This window comes from Streptomyces sp. SAI-135 (assembly GCF_029893805.1).
Lineage (GTDB): Bacteria > Actinomycetota > Actinomycetes > Streptomycetales > Streptomycetaceae > Streptomyces.
The window spans coordinates 4,356,605-4,378,491 of record NZ_JARXYP010000002.1 but is presented as its reverse complement, the minus strand read 5'-3'; the positions used below and the strand labels follow the sequence as shown (position 1 = coordinate 4,378,491).

Sequence of the window (21,887 nt, the reverse complement as noted above, 5' to 3'; positions counted from 1 at the left end):
GCCCGTGCGTCTGCGTCAGGCTCCGCCGTCGAGGAGGGGGATCAGCTGTTCCTCCTCGTAGGTGAGGTGGGCCTCCAGCTCGGTCGTCAGGCGGGTGACCTCCGTGCGGACGGAGGGCAGGTCCGTGCCGGAGAGTGCCTCCCGCAGCTCCTCGACCAGCGCGGCGATGTGTTCGTGCTCGGTGCGCAGACGGTCGAGGGCCGGACGGGACTGCGGGTGGCGGTCGGCCAGGAACGGGAACATCGCCCTGTCCTCCCCGGTGTGGTGGTTGTGCAGTCCCTGGCAGAAGGTGAGGCAGTTGACGCGGAGTTGGGCGCCGAGGGTGGTGCCGCCCGAGTCCAACTCCGTCCGGATCAGGGACAGCTCGCGGCGGAAGACGTCGTGGACCAGCCTGATGGCCTCGCCGGGGGAGGAGGCGTTGATGTTCGGTGGGCCCGGGCGGGCGATCTCGTGCAGGGCGATGACGGGGAGGACGCGGTCCGTCTTCTCCTGATAGACGGCCCAGCCGCGGTCCGCCTCCACGGCACGCGCGAAGGCCCGGTCCCGTTCTTCTCCGGTCAGCACGACCGCCCGAGCCTCGTAGGTGAACACCCCGCTCTCGACCGTGACGTGAGGGTGGGCGACGAGATTGCGGTACCAGTCGGGGTGGCGGGGCGAGCCGCCCGCCGAGGCGATCACGAGGATGCGGTCGCCGCCGTCGGGGAGGTAGCCGACGGGGGTGGTGTGCGGGGCGCCGGTGCGGGCGCCGGTGGTCGTGAGGAGGATCAGGCGGCCGCCCTCGAAGGGGCCGCCGACCCGGCCGTGGTTCGCGCGGAACTCGTCGATGATCCGCTGGTTGAAGTCCTGGACGGGGTGGGGCACTCTCTCTTCTTTCTCTCGCTGGTCTTCATGGAGGCGAAGGCGCGGAGAAAGAGGCGGGCCCCTGGCCCGCCGCGACCTCATTCAGAGGCCGGGCACCCAACTCGTTCACGGCACAAGGCCGACCCGGCAGTCATGCACGCACGGTAACGCCCGCGGCATGACCGAGACCACCGGGTTTGCGGACATTCCCACGACCACCCTGGCCGATCTGCTCGGTCGTGACCGGGTCATGGGCATGCCCTACGGTCGCCCGCATGGCTGACGAAGGCTTCACTCATCCGCGGCTGGCCGCGATCTATGACGCCCTCGATCCCGATCGCAGTGACCTGGACGCCTATGTCCGCATGGTGGAGGAGTTCGGGGCGCGGCAGGTGCTGGATCTCGGCTGTGGGACGGGGGTGTTCGCGCTGTTGCTGGCCGGGCGGGGTGTCGAGGTCGTCGGGGTCGATCCCGCCCTCGCCTCGCTCGACGTGGCCCGGGGGAAGCGGGGTAGCGAACGGGTGCGCTGGGTTCACGGTGACGCGTCCGGACTGCCGTCCGTGCGGGTCGACCTGGTGACCATGACGGCCAACGTCGCCCAGCAGATCGTGGAGGCGGACGCCTGGCGGGAGACCCTGCGCTGTGTGCACGCGGTGCTCCGGCCCGGTGGGCGGCTGGTGTTCGAGACGCGGGACCCGGCGCGGCGGGCCTGGGAGGAGTGGAACCGGGAGGCCTCGTACGCCGTGACGGACGTGCCCGGGGCCGGGGTGGTGGAGAGCTGGGTGGAAGTCACCTCGGTGGAGGGGCAGTTGGTGTCGTTCCGGTGGACCTATGTGTTCGCAGCGGAGGGGCGGGTGCTGACCTCGGACTCGACCCTGCGCTTCCGGGAGCGGGAGGAGGTCGAGGCGGAGCTGGGTGCCCAGGGGTTCGTGGTGGAGGACGTACGGGACGCGCCCGACCGGCCGGGCAAGGAGTTCGTCTTCGTGGCACGGCGCGCCTAGGCCGGGGGCCGTGGCGCTCATGGGCGTCGTGGCACGGGGCGGCTGTGGTGGGTGCAACCACGGCCCACGACCCGCGACCCACGACCCGCGACCCACGACTCACGACCCTCGACCTGGCCGAGGCGCGGCCAGGTCTCCCGGTCAGCGTTGGAGCCGGGTCGGCAGGGGCACCCAGCGGCGCGGGGCGTGCCTGTCGACCGCGTCCCGCCCGTCGCTGATCCGCAGGCCGGCCGCGGCGCAGCAATACGCGAGGACGTCGGCACCGTAAGGGAAGTCGTGCTCGCGCTGCCAGAAACGGAAGGTCCAGTAGGCCGCCGGGTCCGAGTCGTGCGGCCCGATGCCGATCTCGTCGGACGCGACGACCTCGCCGTCGCGGGCCAGGGTGCCGAAGGTGCCGCCCTTAGGGTTGAAGTAGACCCCGTAGGCGGTGGTGCCCGCGGATATCGCGCGCAGCACGGCGTCGTCGCTCGGCATGTAGCCGTCCTGGGTGATCACACAGCCGCCGGGGGTGCCGTCCACGCCCCGGACGCCCACGTGGCGCAGGGACTCGTCGTAGTCGTCCGGGGCGAAGGGCGCGTGGTCGGGGTCGGTCCTCGGGCACTGCGCGGGATCCGTACCGAGCCGCCGTAGCACCTCGTCCTCCCCGAGGTCCCGTACGAAGCAGACGCCGAGCCCCTCGGTCCATATCGGCTCCGTGCCGAAGGCGGCGATGAGCGCGTCGGCCGCCTGCTGGGCGGCCTCCTCGTCGGGCCCCAACTCCACCGCGCCCGGGAGGTGTCGGACGAGCGGGGCGAGACCGGTGGTCAGCAGCAGCCGGCCCGGCGACCAGAGCTGTCCGGGGGGCTGCGGTGTCCACACGTCCGCCCCCGCGTCGATCAGGGCGCGTACCGTGGACTCGTCCATGCTGTGGACGGCGTGCCAGAGCGGGGTGTGGTCCTCGTCGTCGCGCACGTCGACGTCCGCGACGTGCGGCAGGAGCGCGGCCACCGCTTCCGCCGAGCCCCGTTCCGCCGTGAGGTGCAGCGGGGTGGTGCCCTGCCAGCCGACGCGCGCGTCGGCCGGAGCGCCTGCCGCCAACCGGGCCCTGATCAGGTCGGCGTCGCCCCAGTCGTCGTAGCCCATGCGCTGCCAGTCGGCCCGCGGTACGTACCGCTGCCGGGCTTCCTCCGCACGCCGCAGGGCTTCGCGCTGACGTCGGTCGAGGGGCGGCGCGAGGAAGGACGGCGGTCCGCTGACCTCCAGCGTCGCGAACGAACCCGACGGCGCCTCCTGATCCGGTGCTTCGAGTCCCGGCCAGACCTCGAACGCGCGCCCCGCCGCGGCGCGGAGCGCGTCCGCGTCCACCGGGGTCCGGGTCTCGGGCACGCCCTCGTCCGGCCACTCGACCACCAACTGCGCCCGGCCGGGCGGGGGGAGCTCCGGCAGATACAGGTCGACGTCCGTCTTGAACAGGGATCTGTGGGAGTGGTGCAGGCCGGGATCCAACGGGATCAGCCCGATCGCCTGCTCGGTCGCCGCCTCCCGCGCCTCCCCCTGTGGCCCGGTGTAGGGGATCCTCCGCGTCACCGTGCCGTCCAGCGAGGTCACCCGTCGGCCGTCGGAGAACAGCAGCCCCACCCGCAGCCCGGACTGCCGCCGCGGGTCCCCGCCCTGCCGGCGGACCTTGCGGAACACCGACAGATGCAGGGTGACCGACTCGGGCCACACGGACCACCCCGTCACCAGGACCCGCGTCCCGGCCCCCGCACCGACCACGTCGAGCTGTGGCAGCAGCGCGGGCGCCCAGCGGTCGACGGGCGGCGCGTACCGTCCCTCGTCCTCCCCCGGCGGCCGTAATTGCACCAACACGTCCTGCTCGGCGGCCGGTTCCTCCGCCAGCACCAGATCGTCGAAGAACCCCATGCGCCGAGCGTCGCACACGGCACTGACAACGCCCCGGGCCTCAGGAACGGGCGAGAACGCAGAACTCGTGGCCCTCCGGGTCGGACAGGCACGTCCACGGGACGTCGCCCTGTCCGAGGTCGAGGTCGGTGGCGCCGAGGGCGTGCAGCCGGGCGACTTCCGCGGCCTCGTCGTCACCCGGGGACGGCAGCAGGTCCAGATGGACGCGGTCCGGCACGGTCTTCACATCGGGCGTGCGGAGGAACTCCAGATACGGGCCGACGCCCTCGGCGGACCGCAGCACCGCATGGTCGTCGGTCACCTCGTGCAGGGTCCAGTCGATCGCCGCACCCCAGAACCGGCCCATCTCCCGCGGATCCGTACAGTCCACGACCACGGCGGCGACCGGCCCGGTGTCCCGGTAGACCTCCCGGGGCTCCAGCACGCAGAACTCGTTGCCCTCGGGGTCGGCGAGGACTGTCCACGGCACCTCGCCCTGGCCCACGTCGACGGGCGTCGCTCCGAGAACTCTCAGCCGCTCGGTCAACTCCGCCTGATGGGCAGCGGACGTGGTGGCGAGATCGAGGTGCATCCGGTTCTTCGTCGCCGACTTGGGTTCCGGGACGGGTACGACGTCGATACCGAGACCGGCCGGGTCCGGCCACACGAGACCGCCCGCGGGGCCGACGTAGGTGGTCACACCGGGACGGTAGGCAGTCCACCCGAGCGCCTCCGCCCAGAACCGGCCGACCGCCGCCGCGTCGACGGCCTTCATGTTCACCTGCACGGGTCGCAGCGCCATGACGGCGATCCTATGCAGCCGCCGGGGGTCGGCGTTTCGCGACGGTGCACGTCAGGTGGGACCCCCGTGTCCTGCTACGGCGTCCCGTCGCCCGCGGTGTCCGGATGCGGGACCCGGCCGGCGGTTCAGGGCGTGGCGCGCCTCCTGGCCCAGCGGGGTCAGCTCGCAGCGACTGTCCGGTAGTTGGGGGGATCACCTGGGCAACCGTGGCGTCCCGCCGCTCTCACGAGTCCGGCCATGGCGCCCGCCGCTCCCACGCATCGCGTCGGCCGCAAGCATGCGTCCCGGCCCGCACAGGCGAGTGAGGTCAGGACTGTGCCGTCCGGAACGCGAGATACCGGCCGAAGGCCTCGTGGCTGTCGGGGGTGAAGCTCCACTCCAGCAGGGCCGAGTCGAGCTCCGGTTCGGTCAGCCAGCCGTGCCAGGCGACCTCACCGGGATCGGGGACCACGGCGTCCGGCGCCACGGCTTCGTGCACGCCGAGCCAGTGGGGGCTCAAGCCGCTGCGGTTGAGGAACGTGAACAGCAGGCGCGGCAGCGCACGTATGCCCAGCTCTTCGGCCAGCTCCCGCGCGGCGGCCTGTTCATAGGACTCGCCGACACCCACGGCGCCACCGACCTCGACCTCGTAGAGTCCGGGGAAGCGCGACAGCCGTTCCGACCGCCGGTGGACGAGGATGCGTCCACGCTCATCACGACACACCGTCACGGCGACCCGGTGCAGCCACCCCTCCCGGACGGCCTCCCGACGGCCGACCACCCCCAGCACACGGTCTCGACCGTCGACACGCTCCACCAGTTCATCCACGCCGCACACCCTGACAGAGTCCACCGACGTGGCGTGGCGCACTTTTGCAAGCGGGTGCTTGCAATAGTTAGCGAGGGTGGTGCACAGTGGAGGCATGGCATCGCTCAACGTCGGCAATCTCGGTGAGTATCTGCGTGAACAGCGGCGCACCGCGCAGCTGTCGCTCAGGCAGCTCGCCGATGCCGCCGGGGTGTCCAATCCGTATCTGAGCCAGATCGAGCGCGGGCTGCGCAAGCCGAGCGCGGAGGTACTCCAGCAGGTCGCCAAGGCCCTGCGGATCTCCGCCGAGACGCTGTACGTGCGGGCCGGCATCCTCGACGCCGAGCGCGACCGGGACGACGTGGAGACACGTGCGGTCATCCTCGCCGATCCCACGCTCAACGAGCGGCAGAAGCAGGTGCTGCTCCAGATCTACGAGTCCTTCCGCAAGGAGAACGGCTTCGAGATCGCCCCGTCGGACGCGGCCCCCTCGCCGGGCGACAGACCGGGCGACAGACCGGGCGACGGGCAGAGCGACGGGCCGCTCGGCGGTACGGCGGACGCCCAGGACGAGCTCCGGGACATAGCCGTCCCGGCCGACGGCGAACCGGCCGGCGACACCGCCGTACGGGAGGCCCGTCGGCCCCGCAAGCCCCGCACCACCCGCAAGCCCTCCAAGACCGACGGCAGCGACGCCGACCCGCAGCAGACGGCCAGTTGAGAGCCGGTACGGCTCGACACGGCCCGATCGCGCCGACAGGCGCCGCGGGACCCAAAACCCTCATCAGAAAGCGACCCGGGAGGACCGTCACCATGGCCATCACCGACGACATCCGCAAGGCCGTCAAGGACCCGACCCCCCTCTACTTCCTCGCCGGCGCCGGTGACCTGGCCTTCCAGGAGGCCAAGAAGGTGCCCGGCCTGGTGGAGCAGCTCCGCGCCGAGGCCCCGGCCCGGATCGAGGCCGTGCGCGGCACCGACCCGAAGGCGGTCCAGGAAAAGGCCCAGGCCCGTGCCAAGGAGGCCGGCGCCAAGGTCAAGGAGACGCAGGAGACCCTGCAGACCAAGGTCGGCGAGTTCATCAGCACCCTCGACGGCGACCTGAAGAAGCTCGGCAGCACGATCGACGCGGACCTGAAGAAGCTCGGCGAGTCCGCCCAGGACCTCGCCCTGCGCGGTGTCGGCGTCGCCGCCGAGTACGCCGTCAAGGCCCGCGAGGCCTACGAGAAGGTCGCCGAGCACGGCGAGCAGGCCGTCAAGACCTGGCGTGGCGAGGCCGCCGAGGAGATCGAGGAACTGGCCATCGCCGTCGAGCCCAACGCCGAGCCGGGCGAGGTCAAGGACCAGACCGCGACTCCGGCCGCGAAGCCGGTCACGCCGGTGACGCCGGCCACGGCCGCCGCCCCGGCCCCGGCCAAGAAGACGGCCACCACCGCCAAGAAGACCACGCCGCGCAAGACCACCACGGCGAAGAAGACCCCGCCCGCCAAGTAACCGCAGGGCACCCGCACCGCAGGGCCCCCGCACCGCGGGACACGGCAGAACACCGGGCCGGGCACTTACCGAGTGCCCGGCCCGTTCTCCGGGTAGCGACCGTGCGGGAACGGGTACGGTGACCGCGTAATCGCGTTATGACGAGCCGAGTCGGGTGGTGGACGTTGTGCTGATGCAGGGGTTCGCAGGCTTCATGTGGCTGCTGAGCATGGCCCTGATCGTTTTCAGCGGTTTCGCGCTGTTCGACGCCGCCATCCGCCGTGAGGACGCCTACCGCGCGGCCGACAAGAAGACCAAGCCCTTCTGGCTGATCATCCTCGGGCTCGCCTTCGTGGTGAACCTGATCTTCAACATCCTGTCGTTCCTGCCGATCATCGGCCTCATCGCGACGATCGTGTACATGGTCGACGTACGCCCGGCGATCCGCGCCCTTCCGGGCGGCGGCCGCAGCGGCCGGGGCCGGGGTTCCAGCAGCGACGGCCCCTACGGCCCGTACAACGGAGGCCGCTAGCGACACCCGTCACGCCCGGCCCTCAGGTCTCCCGGTCGAGCAGCAGTACCGCCACGTCGTCCGCCAGCTCGCCGCCGTTGAGCGACCGCACCTCGTTCACCGCGGCCCGCAGCAGCGCTTCCCCGCGCAGCCCCTCGGAGAGCTGGCGGCGGATCATGGAGACCATCCCGTCCTGGCCCAGCCGCTCCCCGCCCTCTCCGACGCGCCCCTCGATCAGGCCGTCGGTGTAGAGCATGAGACTCCACTGGGCACCCAGCTCCACCTGCATCCGAGGCCAGCGGGCCCCGGGCAGCAGGCCCAGCGCGGGTCCGTTGTTGTCGTACGGCAGCAGCTGTGCGGGCCGTCCGGGCCGGGCCACCAGCGGCGAGGGGTGCCCGGCGAGGCACAGTCCCGCCCGCCGCCCGTCCGGCGCGATGTCCACCGTGCACAGCGTCGCGAAGATCTCGTCGTCCGAGCGCTCGTGCTCCAGCACCTCCTGCAGCGTGCCGAGCAGCTCGTCCCCGCACAGCCCCGCCAGGGTCAGCGCACGCCAGGCGATCCGCAGCTCCACGCCGAGCGCCGCCTCGTCGGGGCCGTGCCCGCAGACGTCACCGATCATGGCGTGCACGGTCCCGTCGGGGGTCCGTACGACGTCGTAGAAGTCGCCGCCGAGCAGCGCGCGCGAGCGGCCCGGCCGGTACCGCGCGGCGAACCGCAGCGTCGAGCCCTCCAGCAGCGGGGTGGGCAGCAGACCGCGCTCCAGGCGCCGGTTCTCCTGCGCCCGTACCCGTCCCTCGGCGAGCCTGCGCTCGGCCGTGTCGGAACGTTTCCTCTCCACCGCGTACCGGATCGCCCGGCTCAGCAGCCGGCTGTCCAGTTCGTCCCGGAAGAGATAGTCCTGGGCGCCCACCCGCACCGCCTCGGCGCCGCGCTCGGCGTCGCCGGACGCGGTGAGCGCCAGGACGGCGTGCCGGGGCGCGAGCTCCAGGACATGGCGGAGCACGGCGAGCTCGTCGTCGTCGGCGGAGCGGCCGGGCGCGGGCAGCGCGAGGTCGAGCAGGATGCAGTGCACGTCATCGGTGAGCAGCCGCTCCGCCTCGGTGAGGTTGCGGGCGGTGCGGACACGGATCGGCTTGCCTGTCGAGTCCAGGAGCTCGGGGACGACCGTGGACCCGCCGGGATCGTCCTCGATCACCAGCAGGCTCAGTTGGGTGGTGGCGGCGTTGTTGTCGACCGTGGCTTCCTTGCGCGGGGCTTCTTCCTTGGAGGGGTCTTCCTGGGATGCGGCCGGCGCCTGACCACTCTCCACGGCCGGGATCGCTCGCTGCCGCGGTATGGGTACGGGCATCGTCTTGGATTCCTTCCCTCCCCCCGAGGGCATGGTGGAGCGAGGGACCTCGATCCACCGACGGGGACCATAGCGGGTGGCGGGCCGGTAAAGGAATGGCGTGAGACACGCTGCTTGGCCGGTGGCCACTGTCATATGCCGCGTTATCCACCGCAGTTGGACAGGTGACGGGTGTCGTGGGGATGACGAACGTCACGTCGGCGGAAGGTTTGTGGCGCCTTCAGGGGTGCCTCGCATCACATGACCCAGGTCTCACCTGGTCACTCGGTCACCTGGTCACTCGGTCAGCTGGTCACCCGAAGACGCTCACGCGTCCGGTCGCACGACTCCGAGGATCGGCATCGAACCCGCTCCGGCGATCGTCACCGTGCGCCCGGGGCGCGGCGCGTGCACGATCGCGCCGTCGCCGAGGTACATCGCCACATGGCTGGCGTCGTCGAAGTAGATGATCAGGTCGCCGGGCCGCATGTCCCTGATGTCGACGTGCTCGAGCTGCTTCCACTGCTCCTGCGAGGTGCGCGGGATGGGCTTGCCGGCGCTCGCCCAGGCCTGTGAGGTCAGTCCGGAGCAGTCGTAGGAGTCCGGCCCCTCGGCGCCCCATACGTACGGTTTGCCGATCTGGGTCGTCGCGTAGGCGACCGCGGTCCTGCCGGCCTTGCTGGTCTCGCCGCTGATCTCCTTGAGGACGCCCGAGTCCAGCCAGGCGGTCTGCGCCTTGTGGGCGGCCTGTTCCTCCAGTTCGGCGAGGCGCTCCTTCTCTTTCGCCTCCAACTGGGACTCGAGCTTCTCGGCCGCCGCGATCCGCTGCTCGACCTTCTTCTTGGCGGCCGCCTTCGCCTTGCGGTTGGCCTCCAGCTTGGTCCACTGGGCGGAGGCGTCGTCGGCGTACTGCTTCAAGTCCTGCTGGGTGCGGGTCAGTTCCGCGATGAGGGCCTTGGTGGCGCGCTGGCCCTGGAGGACGCGGCCGGTGGCGTCCAGGAACTGCTGCGGATCGTCGCTCAGCACCAGCTTGGCCTCGTCCGGAAGGCCGTTGGTGCGGTACTGGGCGGCGGCCGCGGCGCCCGCGCGGGCCTTCAGCCTCGCCAGCTTCTCCTGACCCTTGACGATCTTCCGGGCCAGCGCGACGATCTGCGCCGACTGCTGCTCGGCCTTCTCCTCGGCGGCGTTGTAGGCGTCGGTGGCGACGGCGGCGTCGTGGTAGAGGGCGTCGAGCTGTTTGCGTACGGCTTCGATGTCCCTGTTGGTCACGGCCGTCGTCGGTGAGGCGGTGGGGGAGGGTGTCGGACTCGGTGCGGCGAAGGCGCTGCCGGGCGCCGCCAGTACGGCCACCGCGCCGATCACGGTCACGGCCGTGGCGATCAGACCGCGCTTGCCCGTCCCCATACCCATGCCCCCAAAGCTGATTTACCGTCAGTAACTTACGGTGCTCGGGGGATCGTGCCACGTCACGGCCGAAAGCGACAGAGGCAGGCCCACGCTGTACAGCCCTTCGCCTCCCGGCGCCCCTCGGTGCATCCCCCTCTCCCCGCCCCCCGAAGACGATCTCCCCGCCTTTGTGACGAACGACTCACACAGATCGTTCCCTGCGGGTCACGCCCGGCGGGGCTGCGGGTGAATCACGCCGGAGCGGGGGGCGCCGCAGTTCACGCGCCCCTCAGGACACCGGGGTTCATGTGTCTCCCCTTCGCGCCACGCGAGCCAGGCTCACCCCGCCCCCACCCCTCGCGGGGCCAACGCCTCCCAAGCCACCGTCACTTCCCCCTGCCGCCACCGTGCGGGCCCGTCCACCACCGGCCAACTGGTCGCCAGGGACCGGACCGTTCGGATCCAGCGCTGGCGGGCGCCGTAGGAGGCGTAGGGGGCGGCGGCTGCCCAGGCGCGGTCGAAGTCGCGGAGGAAGGCGTGCACCGGCTCGCCCGGCACGTTGCGGTGGATCAGCGCCTTCGGCAGGCGTTCGGCGAGGTCGGAGGGGTGTTCAAGGGAACCCAGCCGGGTCGCGAAGGTGACCGTCCGCGGTCCCTCCGGCCCGAGTGCGACCCACACGTGCCGGCGCCCGATCTCGTCGCAGGTCCCCTCGACGAGCAGTCCGCCGCGCGATCCCCGTGCGGGGTCGGCCGGGGCCAGCCGGGCACACAGCCGCTCCCACACGGCGGCCACCTCGGCCTCGTCGTACTGGCGCAGCACATTGGCCGCCCGGATGAGCTGCGGCCGCCGGGGAAGCGGGATCTCGAAGCCGCCGTGCCGGAAGAGGAGCCCGTCCCGCTCGTACGGCTTCGCCGCGGCCACCCGCGCCGGTTCGATCTCGATGCCGACCACGCGCGTGCGTGGCGCGGTCTCGCGGAGCCGGGCCAGCAGTTCGACGGCGGTCCAGGGCGCGGCCCCGTAGCCGAGGTCGACGGCGACCGGATCGGCGGCGCGCCGCAGCTCGGCGCCGTGCGTGGCCGCGAACCAGCGGTCCATGCGGCGCAGCCGGTTGGGGTTGGTCGTGCCGCGCGTGACCGTGCCCACAGGGCGGGAGGCGGCACGGGACGTCATGGCTATGAGGGTATGTGGCGGGAACCCGTGGTACCGGACCACATGCCCGGACCGCCGGGCACGGCAGACGCACCCGACGCACACCCGACGCACCCACTCATCGAACGGTTGAGCGACCCCCGGTAATACCTCGGCAAAAACCACCCCGGCCGGAATGGGAATGCACCCTTCCGGTGTTGCCTCCCTCGGAGGGTCCGCACGCCCTCCGTCCGGCATGCCCGCTGCAAGGAGGAACGCCACGTGAGCCAGTACGTCAGCAGGCTCCAGCGTCGCTCCCAGGCCGCACCGCACCGGTTGCGCCTGCACCGCCGCCCCCGCCGCGTCGCCATGCTCTCCGTGCACACCTCACCGCTCCACCAGCCGGGCACCGGCGACGCGGGCGGCATGAACGTCTACATCGTCGAGCTCGCCCAGCGCCTCGCCGCGATCAACATCGAGGTCGAGATCTTCACGCGCGCGACGACGGGCGGTCTTCCGCCCACCGTCGAGATGGCCCCCGGCGTCCTGGTCCGCCATGTCGACGCCGGCCCCTACGAGGGCCTCAACAAGGAGGACCTCCCCGCCCAGCTGTGCGCCTTCACGCACGGCGTGATGCAGGCCTGGGCCGGCCACCGCCCCGGCTACTACGACCTGGTCCACTCGCACTACTGGCTCTCCGGCCACGTGGGCTGGCTCGCCGCCCAGCGCTGGGGCACCCCGCTCGTGCACGCCATGCACACCATGGCCAAGGTCAAGAACGCCAACCTGGCCGACGGCGACACCCCCGAGCCCGCCGCCCGCGTCATCGGCGAGACCCAGATCGTCGCCGCCGCCGACCGCCTCATCGCCAACACCGCCGAGGAGCGCGAGGAACTCGTGCACCACTACGCCGCCGACCCCGCCAAGGTCGCCGTCGTCCACCCCGGCGTGAACCTCGACCGCTTCCGCCCGGCGGACGGCCGGGCGGCGGCCCGCGCCCGTCTCGGCCTGCCCCAGGACGCCCTGATCCCCCTCTTCGCGGGCCGCATCCAGCCCCTGAAGGCCCCGGACGTCCTGCTGCGCGCCGTGGCGGTCCTGCTCGACCAGCGCCCCGACCTGCGTTCCCGCATCCTCGTCCCGGTCGTCGGCGGTCTCAGCGGCAGCGGCCTCGCCAAGCCGGAGGGCCTCCAGAAGCTGGCTGCCCGGCTCGGCATCGCGGATGTCGTACGGTTCCACCCGCCCGTCGGCCAGGAACAGCTCGCGGACTGGTTCCGGGCCGCGTCCGTGCTGGTCATGCCCTCCTACAGCGAGTCCTTCGGCCTGGTCGCCATAGAGGCCCAGGCGGCCGGCACCCCGGTGCTCGCGGCGGCGGTCGGCGGGCTGCCGGTGGCCGTGGCCGACGAACGGACCGGTTTCCTCGTACGCGGACACGATCCGGCCGCCTACGCGCGCGTGCTGCGCGACTTCGCCGACAACCCGGCGCTCACGCCCCGCATGGGCGCGGCGGCCGCCCGGCACGCCCAGTCCTTCGGCTGGGACACCGCGGCCGCGGCGACGGCGGACGTCTATGTGGCCGCGGCACAGTCGTACCGGCGTCACGTACGCTCGCTGCATGGCTGAGGCAGAGAAGGCAGCGCAGGTCATCGAGGGCGTCCTCAAGGACGCCGAGGTCGAGTGGGAAAGCCCCGAACCCGGCCACTACGTCGTGCAGCTCCCCGGCACCCGCAAACTCAAGACGACCGTCTCGCTCCTCGTCGGCCGCCACTCCCTCTCCTTGAACGCCTTCGTCATCCGCCACCCCGACGAGAACGAACCCGGCGTCCACCGCTGGCTCCTGGAGCGCAACCTCAAGCTGTACGGCGTGAGTTACGCCGTCGACCGGCTCGGTGACGTCTACGTCACCGGCAAGCTCCCCCTCGCCGCGGTCACCGCCGACGAGGTCGACCGCCTCCTGGGCCAGGTCCTGGAGGCGGCCGACGGCAGCTTCAACACCCTGCTGGAGCTGGGTTTCGCCACCGCGATCCGCAGGGAGTACGAATGGCGGGTGGCCCGGGGCGAGTCCACGCGCAACCTCGACGCGTTCGCGCACCTGACCCGGCGCGCGGAGGACTGACCCCGGGTCGTCTCCGGCGCATCCCCGGGTCGTCCGTCCCCGGGTCGTCCCCGGGCCGTCTCCGTCGCGCGGTGTCTAGCGGCGCGGCAGTGAGCTGGAGGGATGCGGCTCGCTGGTCGGCTCGTGGCTCGGACCGGGATCCTCGGGCGAGGACGGCTGGTCCAACTGGTCCGCGAAAGCCCGGAGCGCGTCGGCCAGTTCCTTCTTGGTCGGCAGCTCGTCGACCTTCCTGTCGAGCTCGGCGATACGCCGGTTGAGCTCCTCCAGCTCGCTCGGTGTGGAGGGCTGTCCGGTGGGCTCCCCGGTGGGTTCCTCGGTGGGTTCCTCGGTCGGCTCGTCGGGAGACGTGGAGGTGGGGCTGGGGTCGATGCCCCCGGTGATGCCGCCACTGCCACTGACCGTGCCGCCGTCACCGCCCCCGCTGCCGCCGACCGTGCCCTCGTCCGGCGGGAGGGAGCTCGACGCACTCGGTTCGGCGGTGGGCTCGTCCCCCGAACTCGCGGCGATGGCGCCGCCCACGCTGAGGGCGACCAGGGTGGCCGCCCCCGCGACGGCCACGGAAAGACGTCTGAACGGCAAGGAGTTCTGTCTGTCATCCATGTCCGTGACGCTAACCCGCGCCGATCACCGGACGGATGCCTTCCGTGGGTCTCCCCCGGCACCGGTGCGGTAACGACCCGGCGTCACCCCCACCAGCCGCTTGAAGTGCCGGGTGAGATGGGCCTGGTCGTGGAAACCGGTGAGCGCGGCGACCTCGGCGGGACCCTGCCCCGCGAGCAGCAGACGCCGGGCCCGGTCGACGCGGCGGGAGGTGAGGTACTGGTGCGGCGCGATGCCGTAGGCGGTACTGAACGCCCGTACGAGATGCGCCGGATGAGCCTGGACGACCCCTGCCGCCTCCTCCAGCGTCAGCCCCTCCACGACCCGCTCGTCGAGCAGTTCGCGCAGCCGGCGGGCGAGGACGGGGTCGCGGCGCACCGGCCCGTCGTGCGGCGACCGCCGCAGCAGGGCCCGGAGCCGGTCGCCGATGAGCGTCAGCCTGCTCTCCGCCTCGAACTCCTCACCGGGACCGGCCAGTGCCGTGTGCAGCTGCCCCACCCGCTGCCGCAGTACGGGGTCCCGCAGGTCGGGGCCGTCGACGGCGGGCCCGATGAGCTCGTCGCCGAGGTGGGTCCGGTCGAGGTAGAGGACCCGCTTGCGGAAGCCGTCGGGGGTGGCGGGCGAGCCGTTGTGCGGGACGTGCGGCGGCAGCAGCGAGACGGTGTCGTGCGGAGTGCCGTGCTCGTGCCGGTCGAGGTCGTACCGTACGGCCCCGTCGTCCACGATGAGCAGCGTCCACGCCTCGTGCACGTGCATCGGGTACGCGTACTCGGTGAAGTGGGCGTGGAAGACCTCGGTGACGCCCGGGACGGCGGGTCGCCACGCGGTGACTTCCTGCGCGGGCATGGTCGGGGCCGCCATGCAAAGAACGTACAAGACGAGGCCGTACGGCGCCCGCCAGTCTCACCGTATGAACGATGAACCCATCCGCTTCGACACCAAGATCGCCGTCCTGCTGCGCGAGGACCTGGAGACCTGGCAGCGTCTGAACGTCACCGCGTTCCTCGTCAGCGGCCTGGGCACGCAGGCCCCCGAGGTGGTCGGCGAGCCGTACGAGGACGCCGACGGCGTGCCGTATCTGCCGATGTTCCGCCAGCCCGTCCTGGTCTTCGAGGGCACCAAGGAGACGCTGACCGCGGCCCACGCGCGCGTGCTGTCCCGCTCGCTGCCCCGCGCCCTGTTCACGAGCGACCTCTTCTCGACGGGCAACGACCGTGACAACCGCGCGGCGGTACGGGCGGTGGCGACCGAGGAGCTGGACCTGGTGGGCCTCGCGGTGTACGGCCCGCGCAATGCGGTGGACAAGGTCCTCAAGGGCGCGCGCATGCATCCGTGACGCCACCGGGTACGGGGCCGGGTCCGGCACCGGGTACGGGTCCGGACCCGATCAGGCCGCGCTGGCCTCGGCCGCGGCGGCGGGCTTCTCGGGTACGGCGGTCCCGGTGGCCGTCTCCCGGGACAGCCGGCGCATCAGGGCGGCGTAGCCCACCGCCGCCGCCGTCCCGACGACCGCGCACAGACCCCACAGCCACTCCGCCCCGAACCGGTCGATGACGAAACCGGACATCAGGGGCGCCACGAGGGCGGCGACGGACCAGGACAGTGTGTACATGCCCTGGTAGCGGCCGCGCCCGTGGGCGGGGGAGAGACGGACGACGAGGCCGGTCTGGGTGGGCGCGTTGATCATCTCGCCCAGGGTCCACACGCACACGGTGAGGGCGAACAGGCCGACGGACCCGGCGAAGGCGGTGAGTCCGAAGCCGTATCCCGCGAGCAGGGACGAGACGACGAGGAGCCGCTGGGGATCCCGGTCCTGGATGAACCGGGTCACCGGGATCTGGAGCGCGACGATCAGAACGCCGTTGAGGGCGATGGCCAGGCCGTAGTCGGCGGCGGTGAACCCGGCCTCGCCCATCGCGACGGGCAGCCCTATGGACCCCTGCTGGAAGATCACGGCGACGAGGAAGGACAGTCCCACGACGCTCATGAACCGTCCGTCGCGCAGGACGGTGCCGAGGCGGACGTCGTCTGGGGCCTTCTCGGCGTGCGCCGTGGCGGGCCGTGACTCGGGCAGCTTGAGGAAGACGACGACCGCGCAGACGGCGGTCATCCCGGCCTCGATCAGGAAGCCCGCGAGATAGCTGTACTCGGCGATGAAACCGGCGCCCATGGAGGAGACGGCGAAGCCGAGGTTGATGGCCCAGTAGTTGAGGGAGAAGGCCCGCACCCGGTCCTCGGGGCGCACGATGTCGGCCATCATCGCCTGCACGGCCGGCCGGGAGGCGTTGGAGGCCATGCCGACCAGGAACGCGACGGCGGCGATCGCGACGGGGTGGTGCATGAACCCGAGCAGCGCGACGGAGGCGGCGGTGGCGGACTGCGCGACCAGCAGGGTGGGTCGCCGCCCCAGCCGGTCGGTCATCACCCCGGCGCCGATGGACGACACGACCCCGCCCAGCCCGTGCAGCGAGGCGACGAGACCGGCGTAGGAGGCGGAGTAGCCGCGGTCGAGGGTGAGATAGAGGGCCATGAAGGTGGCGACGAAGGCGCCCAGGCGGTTGACGAGGGTGCTGGTCCACAGCCACCAGAACGCGCGGGGAAGCCCGGAGACGGTCTCGCGGCCGGCGCGTCTCAGGGTGGCGAGTGGCATGGACGGTCCCCCGTGTTTGTAAGTGTCCCAAGCGGTGAGCACAACTTACGAAACGGGGATGGCGGCAGGCCACTCAATTAACAGATCCCGTCAACCGTCCGTCTGCCGAGCGGGCCTCCACCCGGACCGGGGGTGTGGATTACGCTCATACGCATGGCCGACGCACCGTACAAGCTGATCCTCCTCCGCCACGGCGAGAGCGAATGGAACGCGAAGAACCTGTTCACCGGCTGGGTGGACGTCAACCTCAACGAGAAGGGCGAGAAGGAGGCAGTCCGCGGCGGCGAGCTCCTGAAGGACGCCGACCTCCTGCCCGACGTGGTCCACACGTCCCTCCAGAAGCGCGCGATCCGCACCGCCCAGCTGGCGCTGGAGTCCGCGGACCGCCACTGGATCCCGGTCCACCGCTCCTGGCGCCTGAACGAGCGCCACTACGGCGCCCTCCAGGGCAAGGACAAGGCCCAGACCCTCGCGGAGTTCGGCGAGGAGCAGTTCATGCTGTGGCGCCGCTCCTACGACACCCCGCCCCCGCCCCTCGAGGACGGCACGGAGTTCTCCCAGTCCGCCGACCCCCGCTACGCCTCCATCCCGCCGGAGCTGCGCCCCCGCACGGAGTGCCTGAAGGACGTCGTCGTCCGCATGCTCCCGTACTGGTACGACGGCATCGTCCCGGACCTCCTGGCCGGCCGCACGGTCCTGGTGGCGGCCCACGGCAACAGCCTCCGCGCCCTGGTCAAGCACCTGGACGGCATCTCCGACGCCGACATCGCGGGCCTGAACATCCCGACGGGCATCCCCCTCTACTACGAGCTCGACGCGTCCTTCAACCCGGTGACCCCGGGCGGCAAGTACCTCGACCCGGAGGCGGCCGCGGCAGCGATCGAGGCGGTCAAGAACCAGGGCAAGAAGAAGTAGGGTTTGTGATCATGCCCCTGAGCTGCGCATATGGCGCCACTCAGGGGCGTTTTCACGGCCCGGGCCCACTGTGGGCCCTCAGTCCCCCGAACCTCGCGGCCGGAGCGCTTGCCCGAGAGCCTTTCGGGCCCGGTCCCGGCTACTCGGCATGAGGTGCGCATACACCTTCAGAGTCAGACCCGGGTCCGAGTGCCCGAGGTACTCGCTGACGGCCTTGATGCTCTCCCCGGCGTCCAGGAGGACGGATGCGTAGAAGTGCCGAAGTGCGTGCATGCCGTGCTCGCGGGCGGCGGCATGCTCGCGGCTCTTGGCCTTCGGGATGACACCGACCTTCGCCAGGGCGGGCTTCCAGTGGTCCTCGTTCAGCGACGTACGCCAGACGTGCCCGCCATTGGGTCCACTGAAGATCAGGCGCTTCGTCACGGGCTGGCCGTTCGCCCGCATCCACGGGAGCGTGACCTCGACGGGCGGAAAGCGCTCTATGTGCTCCTTTAGAGCCTCCGCCACGGGATCGGGTAGAGGCACATCACGGAGCTTGCCGCCCTTCGGTGGCGCAAACACAGGCCTACTCAGACTCAGCTTGAGCTGCTGCACCACGTGCAAGGTGTTGGTGTCGAAGTCCAGCTCATCGACACTCAGGCCGAGAATCTCGCCCTGTCGCAGGCCGCAGCCGGCGCCCATGTCGACCATGGTGCGAAAGCGCTCGACCATGGCGGCCCGCATGGCAAAAACGCGTTCTGGCTGCCACGGGACGACGCGGCGCAGACCCATCTCAGGGAGCGTCACCGTGCGGGAGTTGCAGGGGTTCCGGCGAAGGTAGCCGTCCTCGACGGCCGCGCTGAGAACAGCTCGGACGTTGGAGAAGATCACACGGGCGTACGCGCCGGACATGCCGGAGGCTTCGAGCTGGGTCACGAACTCACGGATATGGCTCGGCTGGAACGACCCGAGCGGACGTGACCCGATGCGAGGAAAGGCGTGCAGCCTGAGTTGTGACTGCATTGAGGCTCGGGTGTTCGGGTCTCCACTTTGGCTTGCAAGCCACTCCTCCGCGAACTCCTGAAAGGACGTCCGGGAGGCGTTCGGGTCGATGTAGTCGCCGCGAGCCACGTCCGCAGCCATCTTGCTCAACCACTGTTCAGCGAGGCGCTTCTGTCCGTCAGCGAACGACTTGCTCTTGCGCTTGCCGTCGGGTGCGAAGTAGCGAGCCCTGTAGCGCAGGCCGGTCCCGTGGCGCTCGGTCTTGACACGGACGGTCTTGCCGCTGACGGCAGTCTCGGTCCTGAACCAACGGTCTTGAATGCTTCCTGCCATCGGAGGCGGAGTCCTTTCCCAGCATGGAGCAGGGGTGGCCGTTCGACGGCCACCCCCGACGGTTTGCGAGGTTGCGTTAGGCCGCGACGCGGCCGGCGCTCTTGAGCTGCATGACGTAGGCCCCTACTTCGGCGGGGTCGTAGCGGACGTGCTTGCCGACGCGGAAGCCGGGGGGACCGGTGCGTTTCCTGCGCCACTGATAGACGGTTTCGAGGGGCACGCCGAAGATCTCGGCAATGTCATGGGGGGTGAGGTACCGGTCCGGGAGGCCGCCTCGGAGGGTGGCTCGGGGATCGGGCTCTGTCGGCTGTGCCATAGGGGCTCCTAGCAGGGAGGGCATGGCCGTGCGTGTCCGAGGTGCGGATTTCTGCGTCATCGCGTCATTAGCGACATTCAGGCTTCTGACCTGCGGTTTTTCTTGACGCGGTGGCAAGGGTCTGCGTCATGCATGCGGCATGCGGCTGCGTCATCCGATGACGCAGATGACGCAGGATGACGCGGGACTATCCGTCTGCGTCATGCGTGTATCCGCAGGCCAGAGGCCGTTGAGCGTCCCGTGTGACGCACGTGACGCAGCGTTTCCCTCTTAGGACAAGAGAGGGGCTGCCTGTTGGTAGTTGGTGCGCCTTACAGCGTGAATGGGGGCCGCTGCGCGGCGCGTCCCTTGGGCGGTGCTGCGCACCGAACAGCAAGAGGAGCACTCCTGCGATGCGGTGCTCTTCTTGCTTGTCCAAAGAGCGTCCGCCGCCGCGCGGCGGTCAGAACATGCGTTTCGGCTCCTGCGGGACGGGTGCGGCTGGACGGGTCATTTCGAGGTAGCGGCCCGTGCTGGTGCGCCCGGAGTCGATGAGGACACCTCGGGCGGCCAGGGTGGGCTGTAGGCGCTTGAGACGGTCAGAGAGCACCTTCCCGGTGGTCGGCCACCCCTTGGGCAGGGGACGCATTCCCTCGCCGTTGTAGAGGCCGCTCAGGAGGTGCAGCCACTCTGTGGACGTCATCCGCTGTGCTGCGCCTGGGGAGATGGTGGCGGCGTGACGCAGGACGGTCTGTGCGAGCAGGTCACCTTCGATCACGTCGTCGTTCAGGTCGTCCAGGCTGGCCCGGTAGGCGGCGAGGACTCCGAGCCCGGTTGCAGCGTCGAACTGCGCGCACAGGTGCGCGAAGTCAGCCATCCGTAGATCGGTGGGTGTCTCGGCTTTCGCCGCGCGGACCTTGACCGTGAGGTCCAGGAGCGAACCGAGGACCACCGGCAGCACTTCCGCGTACTCCGCCCACAGCTCGGCCTCGGTGCGCCGCACCTTGGGGCGCTCCAAGCGCAGCGGCAGGAGCCGTTCAGCAAGGTCGGGGCGGATGACGCCCACGTCGATGCCGGTCAGGAGCAGAGGGCGCCGGTAGCCGACGCGGAACACGTCCCCGTCGGTGAACAGCGCCCGCTTGACGTTCTCGGCTCCGGTCACGATGCAGCACATCGCATCCGACAGGTCCGGGGTCATGTGGGACAGATTGTCCAAGGCCGTGACCCATCCCGCCGATACGGCTGCGATCAGGTTCTCTTCATCCTTGGGGGCCCGGCGCAGGTCCCCGCTCATGCCCTCCACGATCCGGATCAGCATCCGCCCACCGGTGGACTTGCCCGCTCCCTGCGGGCCGGTCAGGAACGGGGCCGGAACGGGCACCGACGGACCGAGGCAGCCGATGAGCCAGGCAATGGCCAGGCACTCGGTCTCGGCGGTGGCGAAGTTGCACAGCCGCATAAGGAGATCGATGCCCTTGCCGTTGGTGTCCTTGGCCGGCAGGGGCAGTTCCCCGGTGAGCTGGGTGCGCCGCCAGCACACCTCGCGCGGGTCCGGGGTGGTGATCTCCCAGCCGGTGGGGTGGATGCGGACGGATTGTCCGTCATCCCGCCCGAGGTCCAGCCATGTCGCTCCGTCAAAGCCCGGAGCAACGCGGATGTAGACGGGCTGCACGTCCTCGCTCAGCGCGAGTGCCTCGATCAGGTCCAGCGCCTCTTTCAGGGCGCTGCCGTTGAAGACGCCTTTCCCGTCGCGGAACAGTCCCACCATGAGTTCCTGGCGGTGGCTGCCCGTAGTTCCCTGCGAGCGGATCGGACGGGCCACGGGGTGGCCCTTGCGCTGGGCGTAGACGGTGCCGTCGGGGGTGCGGAAGTACCGGAAGTGCGCCTGCGCGTACTCGGTGATGATCTCGCGGGCCGGGGTCTTGTCGTCGTCAGCCATGCTCACAGTCCCAACGTGGTGCGGGCATTGGTCCAGGCGTCCGTGCAGTGACGGGCGGTTTCTCCCTTGGCTTGCGCGGCGGTGAACAGCCGCGCAACGTGCGCGTCAGTGAGGCATCCGCACCGGCCGTGCGTGGAGAGCACGGCCAGGAAGGTGCGGTACACGGTGGCGTGCACTGCGCTGCGGGCCTGGGTAATGCGCTGCTCTGCCATGGCAACGCCACGTTCCAGGTAGACGGGCGTGCGGTGCGGGCACTGCTCGCCACGGGTCAACGTGGGCACACGGACGGCGGACGGCGCCGACGGGACCGGTGAGGGATCTTTCGTGATGAGCGCTCGCACGGCACCCGGCAGAGTGGTCATGGTGCCGGTGCCGAACCCGAGCCAACGGGCGTAGGCCATAGTCGACTTGATGTCCACACCGGGCCGGACCGCGTTCGCGGACTGCATTCGCCCCAGGTAGAGCCAGTGCTCGCCCCGGGTGGTGGGGATGACCTGTGTTGTGGGCAGGTTCTCGCGGGCCCATGCGATTGCGTCGGCGTTGTCCAGGTCCACGACCGTCAGCCCGGCTCCGCCCGGGTGATAGGCGACCGCTTCGGCTTGCAGCCATGCGCGCCGCCAGGGTCCGGAAGTGATGACGTCTGGGTTGGTGGTCGCGGCGGCCCACGCGTGGCAGGGCCCGGGGCAGGTGCACGGTCCGGGGGTCTTCATGTTGGGTCGGCCGCCACAGGCGTTGTTGGCGCAGCGGCGGCAGTTGCCGAACGGCACCTTCCCGGCCCGTAAGGGCAGTACGGGCAGGCCGGATGCGGCCAGGGCGAGAGCGGTCCGCAGATGCTCTCCCCGAAAGGTGGTCGGTTGCGTCATGCTGGAGACCTCCGCGGGTCTGTTGAGGACTGGAGACAAGGGCGGCCAGGCTTTGGCGAGAC

The 21,887-nt window shown here is 70.8% G+C and carries 22 protein-coding genes; 8 read left to right on the top strand and 14 right to left on the bottom strand.

All coding sequences use genetic code 11. The features are described from left to right. Positions 1 to 15: 15 nt before the first annotated feature. Positions 16 to 861 (bottom strand): nitroreductase/quinone reductase family protein, encoded by an 846-nt coding sequence (locus tag M2163_RS24200; RefSeq protein WP_280895006.1) that lies wholly within the window; start codon positions 859 to 861, stop codon positions 16 to 18. Between the two features lie 254 nt (positions 862 to 1,115). Here M2163_RS24200 and M2163_RS24195 point away from each other — a divergent pair, with 254 nt between their 5' ends. Next, a complete protein-coding gene (locus tag M2163_RS24195) occupies positions 1,116 to 1,841 on the top strand; it encodes a class I SAM-dependent methyltransferase (protein WP_280895005.1) in 726 nt (241 codons plus the stop codon). Between the two features lie 141 nt (positions 1,842 to 1,982). Here M2163_RS24195 and M2163_RS24190 read toward each other — a convergent pair whose 3' ends face one another. The 3 genes from M2163_RS24190 to M2163_RS24180 all read right to left on the bottom strand — a co-directional run bounded on the left by M2163_RS24190 (position 1,983) and on the right by M2163_RS24180 (position 5,341). Beyond that, entirely contained in the window at positions 1,983 to 3,743 is a 1,761-nt protein-coding gene (locus tag M2163_RS24190) for an ankyrin repeat domain-containing protein (protein ID WP_280895004.1), read from the bottom strand. A 40-nt stretch (positions 3,744 to 3,783) separates the two neighbouring features. Then, a complete protein-coding gene (locus tag M2163_RS24185; RefSeq protein ID WP_280895003.1) occupies positions 3,784 to 4,524 on the bottom strand; it encodes a VOC family protein in 741 nt (246 codons plus the stop codon). Between the two features lie 307 nt (positions 4,525 to 4,831). Beyond that, entirely contained in the window at positions 4,832 to 5,341 is a 510-nt protein-coding gene (locus M2163_RS24180) for an NUDIX domain-containing protein (RefSeq protein ID WP_280897307.1), read from the bottom strand. An 85-nt stretch (positions 5,342 to 5,426) separates the two neighbouring features. Here M2163_RS24180 and M2163_RS24175 point away from each other — a divergent pair, with 85 nt between their 5' ends. The 3 genes from M2163_RS24175 (at position 5,427) to M2163_RS24165 (ending at position 7,316) form a co-directional block, all read left to right on the top strand. Next, on the top strand, positions 5,427 to 6,032 hold the full coding sequence (locus M2163_RS24175; protein WP_280850743.1) for a helix-turn-helix transcriptional regulator: 606 nt from the start codon (positions 5,427 to 5,429) through the stop codon (positions 6,030 to 6,032). Positions 6,033 to 6,124: 92 nt separating this feature from the next. Further along, entirely contained in the window at positions 6,125 to 6,805 is a 681-nt protein-coding gene (locus M2163_RS24170; protein ID WP_280895002.1) for a hypothetical protein, read from the top strand. A 172-nt stretch (positions 6,806 to 6,977) separates the two neighbouring features. Continuing rightward, the gene (locus M2163_RS24165) at positions 6,978 to 7,316 is read left to right on the top strand and encodes a DUF2516 family protein (protein WP_030318102.1); all 339 of its coding nucleotides are present in this window, start codon (positions 6,978 to 6,980) and stop codon (positions 7,314 to 7,316) included. A 22-nt stretch (positions 7,317 to 7,338) separates the two neighbouring features. Here the strand turns inward: M2163_RS24165 and M2163_RS24160 are convergent, their stop codons facing one another. From M2163_RS24160 to M2163_RS24150, 3 genes are all read right to left on the bottom strand, one after another. After that, entirely contained in the window at positions 7,339 to 8,643 is a 1,305-nt protein-coding gene (locus M2163_RS24160) for a response regulator (RefSeq protein WP_280895001.1), read from the bottom strand. A gap of 306 nt (positions 8,644 to 8,949) precedes the next feature. Beyond that, entirely contained in the window at positions 8,950 to 10,026 is a 1,077-nt protein-coding gene (locus M2163_RS24155) for an NlpC/P60 family protein (RefSeq protein ID WP_280897306.1), read from the bottom strand. 321 nt (positions 10,027 to 10,347) lie between these two features. Further along, a complete protein-coding gene (locus tag M2163_RS24150; RefSeq protein ID WP_280895000.1) occupies positions 10,348 to 11,178 on the bottom strand; it encodes a class I SAM-dependent methyltransferase in 831 nt (276 codons plus the stop codon). Positions 11,179 to 11,418: 240 nt separating this feature from the next. Between M2163_RS24150 and mshA the strand changes: the two genes are divergently transcribed. Together mshA and M2163_RS24140 are read left to right on the top strand one after the other, a co-directional pair. Continuing rightward, positions 11,419 to 12,756: a D-inositol-3-phosphate glycosyltransferase gene (gene mshA, locus M2163_RS24145; RefSeq protein ID WP_280850747.1), complete on the top strand. Its 1,338-nt coding sequence runs from the start codon at positions 11,419 to 11,421 to the stop codon at positions 12,754 to 12,756. Then, positions 12,749 to 13,249 (top strand): YbjN domain-containing protein, encoded by a 501-nt coding sequence (locus M2163_RS24140; protein WP_280894999.1) that lies wholly within the window; start codon positions 12,749 to 12,751, stop codon positions 13,247 to 13,249. Before mshA ends, M2163_RS24140 begins: the two co-directional genes overlap by 8 nt. Positions 13,250 to 13,324: 75 nt before the next feature. On the opposite strand, the gene M2163_RS24135 is transcribed toward M2163_RS24140, so the two are convergent. Further along, positions 13,325 to 13,849: a hypothetical protein gene (locus tag M2163_RS24135; protein ID WP_280894998.1), complete on the bottom strand. Its 525-nt coding sequence runs from the start codon at positions 13,847 to 13,849 to the stop codon at positions 13,325 to 13,327. A 24-nt stretch (positions 13,850 to 13,873) separates the two neighbouring features. Continuing rightward, a complete protein-coding gene (locus M2163_RS24130) occupies positions 13,874 to 14,710 on the bottom strand; it encodes an AraC family transcriptional regulator (protein WP_280894997.1) in 837 nt (278 codons plus the stop codon). A 49-nt stretch (positions 14,711 to 14,759) separates the two neighbouring features. Here M2163_RS24130 and M2163_RS24125 point away from each other — a divergent pair, with 49 nt between their 5' ends. Continuing rightward, positions 14,760 to 15,185 (top strand): DUF2000 domain-containing protein, encoded by a 426-nt coding sequence (locus M2163_RS24125; protein WP_280850751.1) that lies wholly within the window; start codon positions 14,760 to 14,762, stop codon positions 15,183 to 15,185. Between the two features lie 51 nt (positions 15,186 to 15,236). Here M2163_RS24125 and M2163_RS24120 read toward each other — a convergent pair whose 3' ends face one another. Next, positions 15,237 to 16,541: an MFS transporter gene (locus tag M2163_RS24120; RefSeq protein WP_280894996.1), complete on the bottom strand. Its 1,305-nt coding sequence runs from the start codon at positions 16,539 to 16,541 to the stop codon at positions 15,237 to 15,239. Positions 16,542 to 16,652: 111 nt separating this feature from the next. On the opposite strand from M2163_RS24120, the gene M2163_RS24115 reads away from it, so the two are divergent. Then, positions 16,653 to 17,414, top strand: coding sequence for a phosphoglyceromutase (locus M2163_RS24115; protein ID WP_280850753.1), 762 nt, complete (start codon positions 16,653 to 16,655; stop codon positions 17,412 to 17,414). 78 nt (positions 17,415 to 17,492) lie between these two features. On the opposite strand, the gene M2163_RS24110 is transcribed toward M2163_RS24115, so the two are convergent. The 4 genes from M2163_RS24110 to M2163_RS24095 all read right to left on the bottom strand — a co-directional run bounded on the left by M2163_RS24110 (position 17,493) and on the right by M2163_RS24095 (position 21,825). Then, positions 17,493 to 18,728: a tyrosine-type recombinase/integrase gene (locus tag M2163_RS24110; protein WP_280894995.1), complete on the bottom strand. Its 1,236-nt coding sequence runs from the start codon at positions 18,726 to 18,728 to the stop codon at positions 17,493 to 17,495. A 76-nt stretch (positions 18,729 to 18,804) separates the two neighbouring features. Then, positions 18,805 to 19,044, bottom strand: coding sequence for a helix-turn-helix domain-containing protein (locus M2163_RS24105; RefSeq protein ID WP_280850755.1), 240 nt, complete (start codon positions 19,042 to 19,044; stop codon positions 18,805 to 18,807). A gap of 442 nt (positions 19,045 to 19,486) precedes the next feature. Then, positions 19,487 to 20,962 carry an ATP-binding protein gene (locus M2163_RS24100; protein ID WP_280894994.1) on the bottom strand — a complete coding sequence of 492 codons (1,476 nt, stop codon included), beginning with the start codon at positions 20,960 to 20,962 and terminating at the stop codon, positions 19,487 to 19,489. Positions 20,963 to 20,964: 2 nt separating this feature from the next. Continuing rightward, positions 20,965 to 21,825 carry a bifunctional DNA primase/polymerase gene (locus M2163_RS24095; protein ID WP_280894993.1) on the bottom strand — a complete coding sequence of 287 codons (861 nt, stop codon included), beginning with the start codon at positions 21,823 to 21,825 and terminating at the stop codon, positions 20,965 to 20,967. Positions 21,826 to 21,887 lie beyond the last annotated feature (62 nt).

What these genes read in the sequence shown, in the direction of transcription:
- M2163_RS24195 (WP_280895005.1), top strand. Translation starts at nt 1,116, where the DNA reads ATGGCTGACGAAGGCTTCACTCATCCGCGGCTGGCCGCGATCTATGAC.
- M2163_RS24190 (WP_280895004.1), bottom strand. Translation starts at nt 3,743, where the DNA reads ATGGGGTTCTTCGACGATCTGGTGCTGGCGGAGGAACCGGCCGCCGAG.
- M2163_RS24185 (WP_280895003.1), bottom strand. Translation starts at nt 4,524, where the DNA reads ATGGCGCTGCGACCCGTGCAGGTGAACATGAAGGCCGTCGACGCGGCG.
- M2163_RS24175 (WP_280850743.1), top strand. Translation starts at nt 5,427, where the DNA reads ATGGCATCGCTCAACGTCGGCAATCTCGGTGAGTATCTGCGTGAACAG.
- M2163_RS24170 (WP_280895002.1), top strand. Translation starts at nt 6,125, where the DNA reads ATGGCCATCACCGACGACATCCGCAAGGCCGTCAAGGACCCGACCCCC.
- M2163_RS24165 (WP_030318102.1), top strand. Translation starts at nt 6,978, where the DNA reads ATGCAGGGGTTCGCAGGCTTCATGTGGCTGCTGAGCATGGCCCTGATC.
- M2163_RS24160 (WP_280895001.1), bottom strand. Translation starts at nt 8,643, where the DNA reads ATGCCCGTACCCATACCGCGGCAGCGAGCGATCCCGGCCGTGGAGAGT.
- M2163_RS24155 (WP_280897306.1), bottom strand. Translation starts at nt 10,026, where the DNA reads ATGGGGACGGGCAAGCGCGGTCTGATCGCCACGGCCGTGACCGTGATC.
- M2163_RS24150 (WP_280895000.1), bottom strand. Translation starts at nt 11,178, where the DNA reads ATGACGTCCCGTGCCGCCTCCCGCCCTGTGGGCACGGTCACGCGCGGC.
- M2163_RS24140 (WP_280894999.1), top strand. Translation starts at nt 12,749, where the DNA reads ATGGCTGAGGCAGAGAAGGCAGCGCAGGTCATCGAGGGCGTCCTCAAG.
- M2163_RS24135 (WP_280894998.1), bottom strand. Translation starts at nt 13,849, where the DNA reads ATGGATGACAGACAGAACTCCTTGCCGTTCAGACGTCTTTCCGTGGCC.
- M2163_RS24130 (WP_280894997.1), bottom strand. Translation starts at nt 14,710, where the DNA reads ATGGCGGCCCCGACCATGCCCGCGCAGGAAGTCACCGCGTGGCGACCC.
- M2163_RS24125 (WP_280850751.1), top strand. Translation starts at nt 14,760, where the DNA reads ATGAACGATGAACCCATCCGCTTCGACACCAAGATCGCCGTCCTGCTG.
- M2163_RS24115 (WP_280850753.1), top strand. Translation starts at nt 16,653, where the DNA reads ATGGCCGACGCACCGTACAAGCTGATCCTCCTCCGCCACGGCGAGAGC.
- M2163_RS24110 (WP_280894995.1), bottom strand. Translation starts at nt 18,728, where the DNA reads ATGGCAGGAAGCATTCAAGACCGTTGGTTCAGGACCGAGACTGCCGTC.
- M2163_RS24105 (WP_280850755.1), bottom strand. Translation starts at nt 19,044, where the DNA reads ATGGCACAGCCGACAGAGCCCGATCCCCGAGCCACCCTCCGAGGCGGC.
- M2163_RS24100 (WP_280894994.1), bottom strand. Translation starts at nt 20,962, where the DNA reads ATGGCTGACGACGACAAGACCCCGGCCCGCGAGATCATCACCGAGTAC.
- M2163_RS24095 (WP_280894993.1), bottom strand. Translation starts at nt 21,825, where the DNA reads ATGACGCAACCGACCACCTTTCGGGGAGAGCATCTGCGGACCGCTCTC.